This is a genomic window from Albidovulum litorale (genome assembly GCF_025751495.1).
In the GTDB taxonomy this organism is placed as follows: Bacteria; Pseudomonadota; Alphaproteobacteria; order Rhodobacterales; family Rhodobacteraceae; genus Albidovulum; species Albidovulum litorale.
Genome location: NZ_JAOWKZ010000005.1, coordinates 24680 through 39448 on the forward strand (window position 1 = coordinate 24680; position 14769 = coordinate 39448).

At 60.0% G+C, this 14769-nt stretch carries 12 protein-coding genes and 2 pseudogenes; 7 read left to right on the plus strand and 7 right to left on the minus strand.

The features are described from left to right. Nucleotides 1-48: 48 nt before the first annotated feature. The 4 genes from OEZ71_RS18025 to OEZ71_RS18040 all read left to right on the plus strand — a co-directional run bounded on the left by OEZ71_RS18025 (nucleotide 49) and on the right by OEZ71_RS18040 (nucleotide 4346). Nucleotides 49-366, plus strand: a complete 318-nt coding sequence (locus tag OEZ71_RS18025) for a DUF3489 domain-containing protein (RefSeq protein ID WP_263741470.1) — start codon at nucleotides 49-51, stop codon at nucleotides 364-366. Continuing rightward, nucleotides 356-766: a DUF2924 domain-containing protein gene (locus OEZ71_RS18030; protein ID WP_263741471.1), complete on the plus strand. Its 411-nt coding sequence runs from the start codon at nucleotides 356-358 to the stop codon at nucleotides 764-766. Before OEZ71_RS18025 ends, OEZ71_RS18030 begins: the two co-directional genes overlap by 11 nt. Then, nucleotides 763-2400, plus strand: coding sequence for a recombinase family protein (locus tag OEZ71_RS18035; protein WP_263741472.1), 1638 nt, complete (start codon nucleotides 763-765; stop codon nucleotides 2398-2400). The genes OEZ71_RS18030 and OEZ71_RS18035 overlap by 4 nt, the downstream gene beginning before the upstream one ends. A 594-nt stretch (nucleotides 2401-2994) precedes the next feature. Beyond that, nucleotides 2995-4346 (plus strand): IS3 family transposase gene (locus OEZ71_RS18040; protein WP_263741473.1). Its coding sequence is split into 2 segments (ribosomal slippage): nucleotides 2995-3331 and nucleotides 3331-4346, totalling 1353 coding nucleotides; the frame shifts between segments, so codons are not numbered across the junction. Nucleotides 4347-4381: 35 nt separating this feature from the next. Here the strand turns inward: OEZ71_RS18040 and OEZ71_RS18045 are convergent. The 4 genes from OEZ71_RS18045 to bla form a co-directional block, all read right to left on the minus strand. Further along, nucleotides 4382-4927, minus strand: a complete 546-nt coding sequence (locus tag OEZ71_RS18045; RefSeq protein ID WP_263741474.1) for a hypothetical protein — start codon at nucleotides 4925-4927, stop codon at nucleotides 4382-4384. 396 nt (nucleotides 4928-5323) lie between these two features. Continuing rightward, nucleotides 5324-7000, minus strand: a complete 1677-nt coding sequence (locus OEZ71_RS18050) for an amidohydrolase family protein (RefSeq protein WP_263741475.1) — start codon at nucleotides 6998-7000, stop codon at nucleotides 5324-5326. 187 nt (nucleotides 7001-7187) lie between these two features. After that, nucleotides 7188-8663, minus strand: coding sequence for a serine hydrolase domain-containing protein (locus OEZ71_RS18055; RefSeq protein ID WP_263741476.1), 1476 nt, complete (start codon nucleotides 8661-8663; stop codon nucleotides 7188-7190). Nucleotides 8664-8805: 142 nt separating this feature from the next. Next, the gene (bla, locus tag OEZ71_RS18060; protein WP_263741477.1) at nucleotides 8806-9840 is read right to left on the minus strand and encodes a class A beta-lactamase; all 1035 of its coding nucleotides are present in this window, start codon (nucleotides 9838-9840) and stop codon (nucleotides 8806-8808) included. Between the two features lie 239 nt (nucleotides 9841-10079). Between bla and OEZ71_RS18065 the strand changes: the two genes are divergently transcribed. The 3 genes and pseudogenes from OEZ71_RS18065 (at nucleotide 10080) to OEZ71_RS18075 (ending at nucleotide 12515) form a co-directional block, all read left to right on the plus strand. Beyond that, a complete protein-coding gene (locus tag OEZ71_RS18065) occupies nucleotides 10080-11099 on the plus strand; it encodes an AraC family transcriptional regulator (protein WP_263741478.1) in 1020 nt (339 codons plus the stop codon). 71 nt (nucleotides 11100-11170) lie between these two features. Beyond that, nucleotides 11171-11309, plus strand: a pseudogene (locus tag OEZ71_RS18070) (IS3 family transposase); the annotation flags it as partial. A 168-nt stretch (nucleotides 11310-11477) separates the two neighbouring features. Beyond that, nucleotides 11478-12515, plus strand: coding sequence for an alpha/beta hydrolase (locus tag OEZ71_RS18075; protein WP_263741479.1), 1038 nt, complete (start codon nucleotides 11478-11480; stop codon nucleotides 12513-12515). Between the two features lie 161 nt (nucleotides 12516-12676). Here the strand turns inward: OEZ71_RS18075 and OEZ71_RS18080 are convergent, their stop codons facing one another. The 3 genes and pseudogenes from OEZ71_RS18080 to OEZ71_RS18090 form a co-directional block, all read right to left on the minus strand. Beyond that, a complete protein-coding gene (locus OEZ71_RS18080; RefSeq protein WP_263741480.1) occupies nucleotides 12677-13153 on the minus strand; it encodes a hypothetical protein in 477 nt (158 codons plus the stop codon). A gap of 515 nt (nucleotides 13154-13668) precedes the next feature. After that, nucleotides 13669-14238, minus strand: a pseudogene (locus tag OEZ71_RS18085) (alpha/beta hydrolase); the annotation flags it as partial. A gap of 12 nt (nucleotides 14239-14250) precedes the next feature. Next, the gene (locus tag OEZ71_RS18090; RefSeq protein ID WP_263741481.1) at nucleotides 14251-14691 is read right to left on the minus strand and encodes a hypothetical protein; all 441 of its coding nucleotides are present in this window, start codon (nucleotides 14689-14691) and stop codon (nucleotides 14251-14253) included. Nucleotides 14692-14769 lie beyond the last annotated feature (78 nt).

The following is a 14769-nucleotide window of genomic DNA, read 5'->3' on the forward strand; positions in this document are numbered from 1 at the left end:
TCAGTAGCAGGGGCTGGGTGCTCCTGTGACCTAGGACAGGAGATGACCATGACCACCGATATCACCAATGCCAAGCCCCGGCGGCGTAAGGCGCCCGCAAAACGTGCAACCAAGAAAGATCAGCTGACCAGGATACTCCGCAGCGCTACGGGCGCCGATGTCGCTGCGATCCGCGCGAAGCTTGGCTGGCAGGCCCACACGGTGCGGGCGGCGCTGACCGGCTTGCGCAAGGCGGGCCACGAGCTAGTCGCGGAGAAGCCGGGGCAGGGGAAGCCAACCCGCTACCGGATCGTCGGAACGCCAGCCGCCACGGTGTCACCGGACCCCGCAGCCACGGATGCCCGCGAGACCACCGATGCCCGGTAAGGCCGATCCGGATCGCTCGGGTCTCCAGCAGGACTGGGAGGAGGCTTTCGGGTCTCCTCCGCCCGCCTATGCTTCGGTCGCCTTCCTGCGTAAGGCGCTCGCCTATGAGGCGCAGGTGAAACGTCATGGCGGACTGCCTGCCGCCACCCGGCGCGCGCTCAGCCAGATTGCGTCGGGCAAGCCGGTCGAAGAGGCGGCGCGGAGACGGTTGCGGCCCGGCGCGCATCTGGTGCGGGACTGGAACGGGCGGAGCTACCAGGTCGAGGTGCAGGAGAAAGGCTTCCGGCTTGATGGCAGGACCTGGCCCTCGCTCTCGGCCATCGCGCGGCACATCACCGGCACTAGCTGGTCGGGACCGCGCTTCTTCGGACTCAATGATCGAACCGGAGGCAAGGGATGAAGAAGATCCGCTGCGCCATCTATACGCGGAAGAGCTCTGAAGAGGGACTCGAGCAGGAGTTCAACTCGCTCCATGCCCAGCGGGAAGCCTGTGCTTCCTACATCGCCAGTCAGAAAGCCGAGGGCTGGGCATTGCTGCCGACGCAGTACGATGATGGCGGGATCTCGGGCGGCACGCTGGAGCGCGCGGCGATGCAGCAGCTCTTGGCCGATGTCGATGCCGGCCTTGTTGACCAGATCGTGGTCTACAAGATCGATCGGTTAACCAGGTCGCTCGCCGACTTCGCGAAGATCGTCGAGCGGCTGGATGCAGCGGGGGCCTCCTTCGTCTCGGTGACGCAGAGTTTCAACACCGCAACCAGCATGGGGCGGCTCACGCTCAACATGCTCCTCAGCTTCGCCCAGTTCGAGCGCGAAGTGACGGCCGAGCGGATCCGCGACAAGATCGCGGCTTCGAAGCGCAAGGGGCTCTGGATGGGCGGCTATGTGCCTCTGGGTTACGACGCGGATGGACGGACGCTGCGGATCAACGAGACCGAGGCGAAGACGGTCAGGACGCTTTACAATCTCTATCGCGACTACGGTACGGTTCGTGACGTCAAGGAGGCGGCAGCGGTGCATGGCCTTCGGTCGAAACGCAGGACCGTTGCGGATGGTCGCATGCGGGGCGGGATACCTTTGGATCGCGGTCACATCCATCACATCCTGACGAACCCGCTCTATGCCGGGAGGATCCGCCACAAGGGGCAGGTTCATGAGGGTCAGCACCCGTCGATTATCGCTCCGGATATCTGGGAAAGAGTGCAGGAACAACTGACCGCCGAGGCCAGAAAGCCCCGCGCCCGGAAGGCATCGTCCACCCGCTCGCTACTCTGCGGCAAGATCTATGATGAAACCGGCGACCGGCTCACGCCCTCGCATTCGAGGACCCGGGCCGGTGCACGGTTACGCTATTACATCTCGCACCGTTTGGCGGCGCGCAGCGGCGAGGCGGGTGTCTCCGGATGGCGGCTGCCAGCGGAAGAACTGGAGGCTCGGGTTGAGGCGGTCGTTCGCGGGATGTTGTCTGACGTCACGCTGGCCGGACGCTTGATGACCGCGCCGGGCGCGGATGAGATCGCGCGGCTGCGGTCCGGGTTGGAAGGTCTGGCCGATGCGGGGAGAGCCGATCTTCTGAACCTGGTCGGGCGCGTCGACATTGCGCCAGGGCACTTGATGCTCGAACTCGATGCAGCTGCGCTCGCCGGGCATCTGGCGCTGGACGTGGACCGACTGGATGCAGATGCACTCGCGAAGTCCGTGCCGTTCCAGCTGCGCAAGCGGGGAGTGGAGACAAAGCTGGTGCTGGCCGATGCCCCCGCCGGGCGCGATGACCTCCTGATCCACAACATCGCCCGTGCGCATCACTGGTTCAGTGAGATAGTGGCGGGACGCAGCTTCGACGCGATCGCCACGGCCGAAGGCATCTCGAAGCGCCGCATCCAGCAGATGATCGATCTCGCCTTCCTTGCCCCGGACATCATCCGCGATGTCCTCGACGGCAAGCAGCCGCACGGATTTACGTCCGATTGGTGCCTGCGGCACCCGCTCCCGTCGGACTGGTCAGAACAACGAACGCTGCTCGCTTCGCCCTGATCGCCCCCTCTTACACCTCGCATCGCGAAAAGGCCGGACGCAGACTTTGGCTGATTTGCTCGCTCACACTCGGCGCCCTGGCGGTCTGCGAAAGCGACCGCGCCGCGCAAGCCGCGGAGAACGCGCGACTATTAGAGGTGCACCTCGCACCGTCTCGATGTCAGGAAGTGGGTGGCTGTGCTGGCAGTCCCGGGCTAGCTGGTCTCTGCCTTCGAAATCCCTGTTTACAGGGAATTAACAGGGAAATCGGCGCGCTTTGGGGTCTTTGGGGCAAATTCCGCGTTGATTAATGGCGTCTTTTCAATAGTTTGGCAGCGATTTCCCTGCGCGTGACAACAGGGAATTCGAAATCCCTGATCAGGGAAGTTCGCAGGCAAAAACAGGAAACGGATCAGGCGGAACAGGGATCACTCGTCGCCGGTTGGGCTACGTTACGTTACCTGAGACCATTCCGGGCACAGAATTAGTTGACCGATCGCATGTTCATGATATGTTCTAACGTGATCGATTGTCTGACGTCAGCGCCAATGGGACAGTTTAGGGTGATTTGATAAGAGAGGGTTTCTGGCACATCGTAACCACCAAGGAGTGGAGATGAGACAGAAACCCGGAACCAAGCAGAGCCACGGCGAGAAAGTCGTCAAGGACATCCGTCGAGCGACCCGCAAACAGTATTCGGCCGAAGAGAAGATCAGGATCGTGCTGGACGGCCTGAAGGGCGAGGACAGCATTGCCGAGCTGTGTCGCCGCGAGGGTATTGCCCAGAGCCTGTATTACAGCTGGTCCAAGGATTTCCTCGAGGCCGGCAAGAAGCGTCTGGCGGGCGATACGGCCCGCGCGGCGACATCTACCGAAGTTAAGGATCTGCGCCGTGAGGCCCGCGATCTGAAGGAAGTCGTTGCCGAGCAGGCACTGGAGCTGCGGCTGCTCAAAAAAAGCATGATCGCGGATGGGGAAGACGACGAATGAGGTATCCCGCATCCGAGAAGCTTGAGGTCATCCGCTTGGTCGAAGGATCTCATCTGCCTACCAAGCGCACGCTGGACAAGCTCGGCATCCCCAGAACGACCTTCTACCGCTGGTATGATCGGTATCTGTCGGGCGGCCCCGAAGCCTTGGAAGATCGCAGCCCCAGGCCGTCGCGGGTCTGGAATCGTATCCCGGAACCTGTTCGCGAGAAGGTCAAGGACCTGGCCCTGCAGGAAAGTGAGCTGTCACCGCGCGAGCTGGCCGTGCGCTTCACCGACACAGAAAAGTATTTTGTGTCAGAAGCCTCCGTGTATCGTATCCTCAAATCCTACGACCTGATCACCAGCCCGGCCTACGTGGTTCTGTCAGCGGCTGACGAGTTCCGGGACAAGACCACACGGCCGAACCAGCTTTGGCAGACCGACTTCACATACCTGAAGGTCATCGGTTGGGGCTGGTTCTATCTCTCGACGATCCTCGACGACTACAGCCGCTACATCATTGCATGGAAGCTCTGCACGACGATGAGGGCTGGCGACGTGACCGACACGCTGGACCTGGCACTGCAGGCTTCAGGCTGCGATCAGGCGACGGTCCTGCACAAGCCGCGGCTGCTCTCGGACAACGGCGCCAGTTACATCTCGGGCGAACTGGCCGACTGGCTGGAAGACCGGCAGATGGGTCATGTCCGCGGTGCCCCGTATCACCCGCAGACCCAGGGCAAGATCGAACGATGGCACCAGACCCTGAAGAACCGCATCCTGCTGGAAAACTACTACCTGCCTGGCGATCTCAGCCAACAGATCGACGCCTTCGTCGAAAACTACAACCACCGACGCTATCACGAGAGCCTGCAGAACCTCACACCGGCCGACGTCTACTTCGGACGCGGTCAGACCATCCTGCAAAAACGAGAAAGGATCAAACGGAAGACCATCGAAACCCGGCGCTTGCTTCACCGCAAACCCGCCGCATAATCAAACCAACCAGATGCGCCAGACCCTCTCCTAGATCAGGCCGCTAACTGGCCCAAAAACTCTGACGACGGACACTGCTTGCACGTATCACGCGCCGAAATACCAGCTTCCGGCGAATAAAAGTCGGTAGAAACCACGGGAACGGTCTGCCTGAGTGCCTCCGCCATGCGGCAGCCAGTGCCGACATACGCCTCCTCCAACGACGCGCGGAGCAGTTTCTTGCTGTCTGCTGTCGGCGCCGAGAGACGAACGAAAAGCAGGTCGTTGTTTTCCTCATCGTGGATCGTGTCTATGCGTTGCCCGATACGATCAAGATCGGTCACGATCGCTGCATCCGCCTCTCGGATCACATGCACGTGGCGATCACGTTTATCCAACCCAAGGAGGGTAAGGATCTCGGTCTTCCTCGCTTCTGGGAAGCCTGCTTCCTCTGATAGAATGACATAGACGGGCATAAGGTCGGACGCACTGAAAATGGCGCGGTATCCGACCAAGACAATCAAAAGAACCGTCAGGATCACCAGACTCGGTCGGGTGAGGCCGCTCCACATTTCAAAGCCCTGTTTGGCGCAGAAGCGCAAATGTCCGATGTGGTTTAGTCAAACCCGATCCAACGGTTGAGAAAAGCTACCCGATCAGCATATTCGGATGCTACAGGCACTACAACGAAGACAGAGCCCGGGAATGAAACCGGGCGCAGCAATGCCGGGACGCGGCAGCAAGGGATCGAGCCGCCGATCTTCGCACTGCAGCAGACGAATACGCTCCGGGCTGTGCCTGGCCTGAGAGGCCGGCCCTGAGCCGACCTTGAGCCAATCTGCGACGAAGGTCCGGAGGGAGCCCTTCTCAGACATTGGGGTCAGGCGCAGCATTCGTCCTGCATGACGGCAACAAGACACTTGCCGCGTTTTGACCGAAGGTCCGCCCTGCGACTGGCCGGGCCTCCGATCAGCAAGAGCGCTACGCCCTCTGCAGCGTCACTGGCAGCACGGGATGACGCGCGGGTCGTAGACCGGTTGCGAGTTCGGCACGCCACCCCCGAAATCCTGCGGAACGGTGTAGAAGGCCTGTGTCCATGCATGGACGTCCAGTGGTTCGAACAAGCTTTCCTGCGGCTCGTTGCGGATCGGCTGGCCTGGGTTCACGCCGCGCAGCACCTCGCCGCCATCGACCACCACCACGCCGTTGACGATCACGAAGGGGATGCCGGAGGACGGCAGATTGCCCTGCGCGTAGGTGGCGTTGTCGGTCACTGTCTCCGGGTCGAAAATCGTGATGTCGGCGATCATGCCCTCCTGCATCCGCCCGCGCTCCTGCATCGCTTTCAGCCCCGTAAGACCGAGCGGGCGCGCCGAGTTCCAGCTGAGCTGGGCGACGCTCTGCATCAGGGGGATGCCGTTCTCGCGCCCCATGCGCAACGTCCGCGCGCAGCTGCCGGCCCCGCGTGGGTGACTGTTGGGCAGATCCTCGAAGGGCGTATCCCATGTGATGCTGTCGTCGAGGATCGGCATCCCGTCTGACGCGATCGCCACGTCAGGCAGCCGCAGCCAGTCGACAATGGCGTTCTCAGGCATCTTGTAGGCCAGCACCAGCCGCGCGGGCTCGCGCGCCATCATCTCCGTGCGGCTCTCCTGCGTGTACCATTCCCCGGTCAGCGCATCCTGGATGGTCTCCTCGTACTTGTAGCCGAGCTGATCTACCCAGATCTCCGGTTCGAGGAAGACGGCGTTCAGCGCCGTCGAGCCCGCCGCGTAGGGGTAAAGCTCGCCCCACATGTTGTGGCCTTGCGCGCGCATCCGCACCAGCAGCTCGTGCACGAGGTTGTACCCGGGGTTGTTAAAGTGACAGGCGATGGCGGGCGCGCCGAGCGCGGCGGCGTTCGCAAGCATCTCTTGGATACCGTTCGCTTCGCTCGTGTCCGTGCCGGGCGTGTAGCGGAAGTGGAAGGCGCAGGGTCTTCCATAAGCTGCGGCGATGCGCTGGATCTCGAAGACCTCGCGTGCCGATGCGCCGTCGCGCATGTAGCCGAGCGTCGAGCCGATGCCGACTGCGCCCGCGGCGAGGCCCGTATCGAGCACGCGCAGGATCTCGTTGCCCTTGTCGAGGTCCGGGCGGGTATGGGACCAGCCAGACTTGTCCGAGCCGCGATGGTTCATGGCCTCAGGCGCATCGATCGTCGTGATGCCGTCGAGCACCAAGGTACGCGCGAATTCGTGGCAGCTGGCGCAGCCGTAGTTGATCTGGTTGGTCCCGGTGCGCTCTGCGTACCAGTCATCCACCAGCGTTCCGAGCGTCCCGATCTCGAGGTCCATAACCGTCGTTCGCCCGTCGAGCAGTGCGAGCTTGTTGCCCATGGGCCGGGGCCAGTGAAAATGCGTGTCGATGAAGCCGGGCGCGACGACATGGCCGCTGGCGTCGATCTGGCGGCCGCCCTCGAGCGGTTCGACTGTGATAGCGGCTATCCGACCCGCGCGCACGCCGACATTTGCGACCTGGTCAAACCCGGTCTCGGGGTCCATCACCCGCCCGCCAATGATCACGAGGTCGAATGGCTCCCTCGTCTGCGCCAAGGCTCTACCCGCGGACCCAATGGCGGCCGCACCCGCGACAACACCAAGGTTGAACTCCCTGCGGGAGATCTCGTTCTCGCTCATGTTGTTCTCTCCTCTCCATTTCGGTTGGGCGATGCCGACGGCGACGGCACGCGCCGCAGTCAGGTTCTTTGGGTTTGGTTCCTGCATTGAGCGTCTCATGTCGTCGATGCAGGGCGTTCGGTGGAGAGTTCGATCTGCGCTGTGCAGGATCGCCTCTCCACCTGATCCGTGGCTCTTGTCGCCCCGGTTATTGGAAGACAGTACCGGAGAGGTCGAAGTCGTCGACCGCCCCGTCGCCCCGAATGAAGATCCGGTGGTTGAATCGCACGTAGTTGAGTTCGCCAGACGGATCTTCGAGCAATTCGCCAAGGGCTCCCTCGTTCGGGCCTTCGGTGATGATAAAATAGCCATCAGCCGTATTGGCCACATTGGCCGGCGCGGGATCCGATCCGCTGGTCAATGCGGAGAACTGCACAAACACATATTTGTCGCCCTCTTTGCGGATCTCGATGTTTTGGGAATTCCCCTTGAAGACGCCGACGAAGGGATCGAGCACAGCCGGATCAACGCCCGCTGCGACCGGAGAGTCGGCCTCGATGCCCGTGAAGGCTTTGACCATTGAGTTCGCAATTTTTTTATAGGCCTCGGCTCCGCGATCGCTGTGGACCAAAACCACCACGGCAAAGTCGCGATCCGGGATCAGCTGCAGAAAAGACCGCGTGCCGGGCCAGTTCCCCCCGTGGCTGGGGCTGGTGACCCCGTCGTAGTCATGGACGAACCATGTCAGCCCGGTAAAGTCGCCGGCCTCAGCCTCGACTGCCGGAGCGTGGGCATAGTCCAGTGCTTCTTCGGACAGCAGCTGGTTCCCGGCGGCGTCCTTGCCGTCCAGCTGAAAGCGGGCGTATTTCAGCATGTCGCTAACCGTAGACCGGAGCGCGCCGGAGGCTGCGGACTCTCTGATCAACGGAATGTAGTACGGCTTGAGATCATTGATGTTGCCTTCGCCGTAGATCGGCGGATGACCCCATGCGTAGTTTTCAGCCGGCGGAGTGGGGTCGTAGTTAAAGGATGACGAATCCATGCCGAGAGGAGTCAACAGGTTCTCTTCGATCAGGTTCTCGATCGGCTTTCCGCCGGCATGCGACACCACATGGGTCGCGAAGGTGATGCTGGTGTTGTTGTACATCCAGGTTTGATCGAACGGATAGAGCTGCTCGACGTAAGCCGCCTGGAGCATGACCTTCTCGCTGATCGACCCGCCCGGAGGAACACGAAGGAACCCATGGTCGCCATACCAACCAGCGCGATGGTGGAACAGGTCAACGACCCGCGCTTTCGACGTTGCGTCGGGATCCGCGACCCTCCACCACGGTAGGAGGTCGACGACACGCGCGTTCAAATCCAGCTCGCCCCGTTCGGACAGCTGCAGGGCCACTGTCGACAGGAAGGTTTTGGTCACAGAGCCAATTTGAAATTGCGTATCAGGGGTAACGGCCTCGTCGGTGCCTACCTTCGTGATGCCGAGGCCGGCGCTGTAGGTGTTGGGCCCATGGATGACCCCGACACCAAGCCCCGGGATGTTCATTTCCTTGATCAGTTCAGCAGTTTCGGCGAGGACCGCATCAAAGGTCGCCTGGCCCTCTTCCTGTGTCATGGCCTGCTGTGCGAGTGCCGGTGTGACGCACAGTAGCGACGAAACAAGCAGGGCAGGTAGTGGTTTCATTCGGTTCTTCACTGAGTTTTTCCTTTGCATTGGAGTCTTCACTGGAGTTTTCCTCGCGGGATAACGATGGCTTTTGGCGGAGAGTTCGGTCTTCGCCGGGCAGGAGCGCACTGGCAGGGTCTGCAAGGCGAAGTTTCACCGTTTACTGCTTCGCCATCTGCCCGACGTGGAAGTAGTCGAACAGCGACCGGGCGACCTCGGCAATTGCCCGATCCCTGTCCGTCTCGGATGTCTCGCTGCTCTTGGTGAACACGGCGATTGCAAACCGACGACCGTCGGGGAGCGTGATATAGCCGACGTCGTTGGCCACTCCCCCGATGGTTCCGGTCTTGTTCGCCACGGGCGTTCCCTTGGGCAGCAGCCCCTTGAGCCGACCAGCGCCGGTGCGCGTGCGCGACATGACGTCAATCAGGAAGTCGCGGCTCTCGTCGCTCGTCGCCGTGCTATTGTCGATGGCAAGCAGGAGTTGCAGCATCGCAAGGGGCGTTGCTTGGTCGCGGGGATCCGCCTCGAAGTCCAGATTGCGGTCACCCATGATCGTCAGGAGCTCCGGCCGGGTCACAAAGGCCTCCGCGGCGACTTTCATCGTGGCTGGTCCCGGCAGGCCATAGAATTCCCCGATGATCTCTCCAGTCGTCCGATCGACCCTGAAATCGGTGATCCCGAGCCTGCGCAGATATTCGGTTACTGCCGCGGGTCCGCCGGCCAGTCCCATCGAGATGTCGGTCGCCGTGTTGTCGCTCTCCGTGATCATGATCTCGATCAGGTTCGCCACCGAAAGCTGGAGCCCGGGGTGCACGAATGTGTCGCTCAGCGCCGCGTCCCCGATCATCATCATGTCGGGTGTGACCTCGACCATCTGGTCGAGGCTGAGTTCGCCTTTGTCGACGCGATCCAAGACCGCAGCGGTAATCGCAACCTTGTAGGTGCTGGCCATGACGAAGGTTTCATCGCCATTGAACGCGATGACGTCGTCGCCACCGATTTCCTGCGCCGCGAAGCCGATGCGCCCGGCAAGTTTCGTCGCGACCCGCTCGATCGCGGCTCCAACGGACTGTCCGTCCGCTGTCTGGGCGTATGCCGGGCCGAAGGTCGCCGCCGAAACTGTCATCAGCCCGGCAATAAGCATTGCTGCCAAAAGGGATTTTTTGGCTTTTACGGTGTTTTTCTTCGACATTTCCTGGCTCCAATGCTTTCCGAGATCGCCAAGGCCGTGCGGCCATCGCCCGGGTCTCATGGTCTACGGCTTGTTGATTAACATGCCAGGGGCGCACCCTGTTTGCGGCTCATGCCACCAGTGCCATATACATGTCCTAGAAGGTTAACCTGACGGCATTGAGGGAGCAGCACGCATGCCACTTGTGTCATAAACATGTCCCACAAGGTTAACCTCAGGGCGTTGAGGGAGCAGCAAGAATGAGCAAGAAATCTGGCCCGAGGTTCACGCGCGGGATGTTGATTCTGTCACCGTTCGCAAAGGCCTTCACCTCGCGGGGCGGCGATATTGAAGCGATCCTGGCCCGAAACGGCATTCCCGTCGGTGCGCTGACCGACCCTGCGATGCTAGTTGACGCGTCCGCCTGTTATTCCGCCATGGAGGATATGGCGGAAACTCTTGGCGATCCGTATTTTGGCGCAAAGGTGGCAATAGAAGTAGCGAGGAAAGGAACGCCTGCGTTCCGGGATTCGGCGACCCATGCTCTCAACTTGGGAGATTTTCTGTCCCGGCTGGTGGTGGAAGTCTCAAAGCAGGTTGATAATGTGTGGTACTCCGTTTCCATCAAACCCGGCATTGTAACCTTCGACATTCACCGCACCGTCAAGGTCATTAAGCGGTCGACACAGTTGGATGCAGTCGGCGTCGCACTTTATGTGACTTTGATAAAGAAAGGGATCGGAGAAACCTTCAACCCAAAAGACATCCTGATCACTGTACCGACCACCCAGGGGCTTCTGCCGGGTTTTCTTCCGAAACATGCGCTCGTCACATCGCAGATCGACGGAATGCGGATTTCATTTCCGACGCACTGGCTTTGGGCACCATTCTCGCTGGACTGGGAATTGGTGAAAGTGTCACGAGGGGAGTTTGCCGCAGATGGCGCCAGCGAAGCGACCCTTTCCTATCTTCGCGGCATGCTGATGGACAACATCGCTTATCAGGATCTGACACTGAACAACTTTTCCTCGATCTGCAGCATGCATCCACGCCGCATCCAGCGCATCCTGTGGGCACACGGCACCTCCTACAGTCAGATGAAGGACGACGTGCGCCAGAGCGTCACCGAAGACCTCTTGTCGAACACGACCCTGCCCGTTGCGCAAATTGCCCTTCAGGTAGGTCTCTCCGGCCCAGCCGCCCTTGACCGTGCATTCAGGCGATGGACCGGTAGGACTCCGACACAATTCAGGGCAGACTCGAAGCCGAAACAGGGATAACCCGCCCCGCGCGAAAGCCCTCACGGTGATGTAGGGTAGGTGCGTGCCGATCCTAAAGGAGCAGACGAATGCGGAAAAGCCGTTTCTGGCGTTACGACTACAACACGGTCAAACCGCAATCATCGCTGGGCAACCAGACACCGCTGCAAGTGTGCTTGCGCAAGACGGGCAACCCGAATACCCAGTCCAACCTGCAGATTCTCATTTTGACTGAGGGACCAGCGGAGGGCAGGTCACGTCGCGTGTTTACGCTCAACCTATGAAATGGCGAGATCTCTTCCGATGTTCTTTGGCGTAGATAAGGTGAGGTTCAAGGCTTGTGTTCTATTGCTTGTCACAAGTCTTGCAATTGTAGGCTGCGGTCCGGCGGAACGCGGGATGATCGGCCTGGTAGCCGAACCTCAGAATGGTGATGCGGCCAAAAATCTCAGAAAACACGAGATCTTCATCCTGACCTCGCGTGCTCCGGACAGTGATCCAACCATTTTGTTCTCGGGAAAGCGATCGTCCGAAATTGGGTTGGCGAAACTGACGGTCAGTGTGCCCCCGAACCACACCCCCGGCAAGATAGAGAGCCCCCAGTCCGGCATCCCCCGTCCAGCGGAGCATTTCACCGCAACCGATCCAGCAATCTTTTCGTCCGAAAGCGATTTCGTCTCCGACTTGCAGGCGGAATTGAACCGGCGCTCTGTCCAAAACCGGAACGTTTTGATTTTTGTGCATGGCTACAACACAACCTTTTCAGAAGCAGTTCTTCGGATGGGTCAATTCGTTGAGGATTCCGGCTATGAGGGCGTTCCAGTTTTATTCAGCTGGGCTTCCGGCGGCCATTTGTTGGACTACGTTTATGACATGAACAGCGTCCTGGTCGCGCGGGACGACCTGTTGCTCGGTGCTAATCTTATCTCGAAAACCAATGCAAAAGCCGTAGATGTCCTATCGCATTCCATGGGCAATCTGCTGACGGTCGAAGCAATGCGACAGGCAAAACTTAACGGCACCTTGAACCGGACAGGTCGGCTTCGCCATGTCATTTTGGCGGCACCCGACATTGACGCCGATCTGTTCCGGCAGCAACTGGCACCGTTTGCCGACAATGAACGGCAGTTCTACATTCTTATCTCTCACGACGACCGGGCTTTGAGTTTTTCCCGGCTTCTTGCGCGGGGAGTGCCGCGGGTCGGTAATGAGGACGTTGAAGATCTGGCAGGACTTGGCGTGACAGTCTTAGATCTGTCTGAGATCGACGTGAATGGTTCAAACCACTCAAAATTCGCAGACTCGCCCGAGATAGTGCAGTTGATTGGCAAGAGACTAAGCGTCGATGGAGTGGGGACGAGGAACGGTTCGGATCCACTCCTCTCGTCGGTGCTGATGCTGCCAATTACAGTCACCGCAGCGACGTTGGCCCGGTGACTGCCGCAACGTCTGAGCATCAACGAGCGAACTCCGGGTCATATCTTAAACGTAAACGCAATGGTTGCGTTAAAGGACCCCGCAACGAAGGCGTTTGACCTCTTGCCGGTCAAACCATCGGACATCATCACGGATCATGCAACTAAGACAACAGAGCGGTTTCAATCGCCAGCTTTCACCATCATGGCGTCGCTGATTTCGAACAAGCGCGTGTTGCCACAGATCACGATGATGGAGCGCAGGCGGGAGGCTGGCGCAACTGCTGTCATTGAAACTGTCTGGGTATCCAGCACCTGTGCAACCATTCCGTCCGGCGGTGTCGTGGAAATCACCGCGAAGACCGATGGCACTGCAGAACGATCTGCCTTTCCAATTTTCAGGCCGACAGTATATCCTGGTGTTGGCAGCGTGAGATCGCCGCTCACGAAAAGGAGGGGGGATGCCCCATCATGCGGAGCCGGGGTGAGTTTTCCGACCCAGTTGCTGCTTTCGATCACAGGGCAATCATCGGATGGCGTCGAGGAAGACATTTCGCGCTCGCTCTGGGCTTGATCCGACTGGTTTTGCGCGTTGCACGCAGTTGTAGGAAGCATCGGTAAAACCGCCAGACAGAGTACCAAGGCTTTCGATTGTGTCATGACTGGATCCTCCTGAAGTTAAACCCGTTTCAACGCCGCTTTTGCGTCGCGCGACATCAAGAGCTGCTGAATCGCAGCAGCCTAAGACGTCCTTGTAGTACGGTTTTGTTCACACCACGCCCCCCGAATGCCTTAGGCACGGCAAAGAACGTATAGATCCGAGCCACGACTAACAGCGGCTAACAGACAATAGTAGGCAGAAATTTGACGCGCTGCAGCCGGGAAATAAGATCAAATTCCGGACGAATGCAGGACCGGATGTTGAACCAGAGCCTCGACTTCCTTGGTTGCCTTCTGCCCTTTTTCTGGCCGCATGGCAGGATCAGACAGGAGCCGAAGCGGCTCTGGCGCTGTCTCAGATCTTGTGCTTGAACTTGCTGCCAGTCCCCGGTGCCAGAGCGGGTTGGGTTCTGGACCACAGTGTATTCCCGGCGATCCTCGGGACCGCTTTCGCGGGCGGGATCGACATGCTGCTGTCGATTATCAAATACGTCATACACTGACCTGCTGCGCGGCTATTCATTCATCGCAGGTCGAAGGCGCCAAAGGTTTTCACCCTGCGCGACGAGGCCTTGCCGCGCGTCGGCGCGTTCGCCCGCATGCAGCAGTCGGCGCAGATCTTCGCCGACGGCTCGACTGTAGATGTGATAAAGATGACCCGTCGGTCCTTCGCTGGGAAGGTCGCTGAGGTCGATCACCTCGACGCCCGCAAGTTGGGAGAAATCGTTTCCCGTCTCCCCAAGCCGAGGGTAGCCATGCAATTGCGCCGAAAGCGCTAGAGGTCTGTCGCCGCTCGTCACGTAGACTGTGATGCTCTTCGCGATGAGGCGGAACCGGGGAAGCATGCGCTCGAAGATCGCAAAATCCATGTCCGGCGCCAGAAGCACGACATGGCCAAGCTGGATATCCGGATGCCGATTGGCCACTTCGGCCAGCGCCAGAACGACACCCCGAGCACCAAGGCTGTGCCCGATGACATCCACGTTCCCGGCGCCGAAGCGCCGCTCCAACTCAATGATCGTGTCCGTAATGTCCGGCAGGCTCCAGTAAAGATCGGCTTCGTCATGGGTGTAGTAGGCCGGAGCACCGTCCGAGGGCTAACTGAACCACAGGAACCGCCCCACAAGGTCGGCGTTCTGCTGCAGCAACGCGGCGCGGCGGCAGCCTTTCTCGAAGCTGATATAGTATCCGTGGACATAGAGCGCCCGACCACGTGCGCCGGCCGTTCCTTCTAGCCGATCCAGGATGGCGCCCGGGTCCGCTTCCTCCACCGTCTGAACGCGGAGGAGTTCCTCGCGCAAGAAATTCGGAGCCATGTCGGCAAGGGGCGCCAGAACGCCAAGGTCGAGCTCTTCGACGCGGCATGCACCCGCTTTCAGATCGCTGCGTTCTCCTCCATAAAAGTCAGCTGGATCATCCGATCCTGTCCTGTTGCGAAGCGTGAAATAGGGGAATTCCAAGGCCTGGATCTCCGTCTGGGCCTTCGACGGCACGGGGAAGGCGCATGACAAGGCGCCGAGGCAGAGCATGACGCCCATCAGGCGGGCGAAGGATGGTGCGCACATTTTCATACCCGATATGTACCTCAGCCGCGCTTGCCGAAAAAAGGACCCTGG

Excerpts from the sequence above, each read along its gene's own strand:
- OEZ71_RS18025 (WP_263741470.1), top strand. The coding sequence starts at position 49 with ATGACCACCGATATCACCAATGCCAAGCCCCGGCGGCGTAAGGCGCCC.
- OEZ71_RS18030 (WP_263741471.1), top strand. The coding sequence starts at position 356 with ATGCCCGGTAAGGCCGATCCGGATCGCTCGGGTCTCCAGCAGGACTGG.
- OEZ71_RS18035 (WP_263741472.1), top strand. The coding sequence starts at position 763 with ATGAAGAAGATCCGCTGCGCCATCTATACGCGGAAGAGCTCTGAAGAG.
- OEZ71_RS18050 (WP_263741475.1), bottom strand. The coding sequence starts at position 7,000 with ATGAGCGAGAACGAGATCTCCCGCAGGGAGTTCAACCTTGGTGTTGTC.
- OEZ71_RS18055 (WP_263741476.1), bottom strand. The coding sequence starts at position 8,663 with ATGAAACCACTACCTGCCCTGCTTGTTTCGTCGCTACTGTGCGTCACA.
- bla (WP_263741477.1), bottom strand. The coding sequence starts at position 9,840 with ATGTCGAAGAAAAACACCGTAAAAGCCAAAAAATCCCTTTTGGCAGCA.
- OEZ71_RS18065 (WP_263741478.1), top strand. The coding sequence starts at position 10,080 with ATGAGCAAGAAATCTGGCCCGAGGTTCACGCGCGGGATGTTGATTCTG.
- OEZ71_RS18075 (WP_263741479.1), top strand. The coding sequence starts at position 11,478 with ATGATCGGCCTGGTAGCCGAACCTCAGAATGGTGATGCGGCCAAAAAT.
- OEZ71_RS18080 (WP_263741480.1), bottom strand. The coding sequence starts at position 13,153 with ATGACACAATCGAAAGCCTTGGTACTCTGTCTGGCGGTTTTACCGATG.
- OEZ71_RS18090 (WP_263741481.1), bottom strand. The coding sequence starts at position 14,691 with ATGGGCGTCATGCTCTGCCTCGGCGCCTTGTCATGCGCCTTCCCCGTG.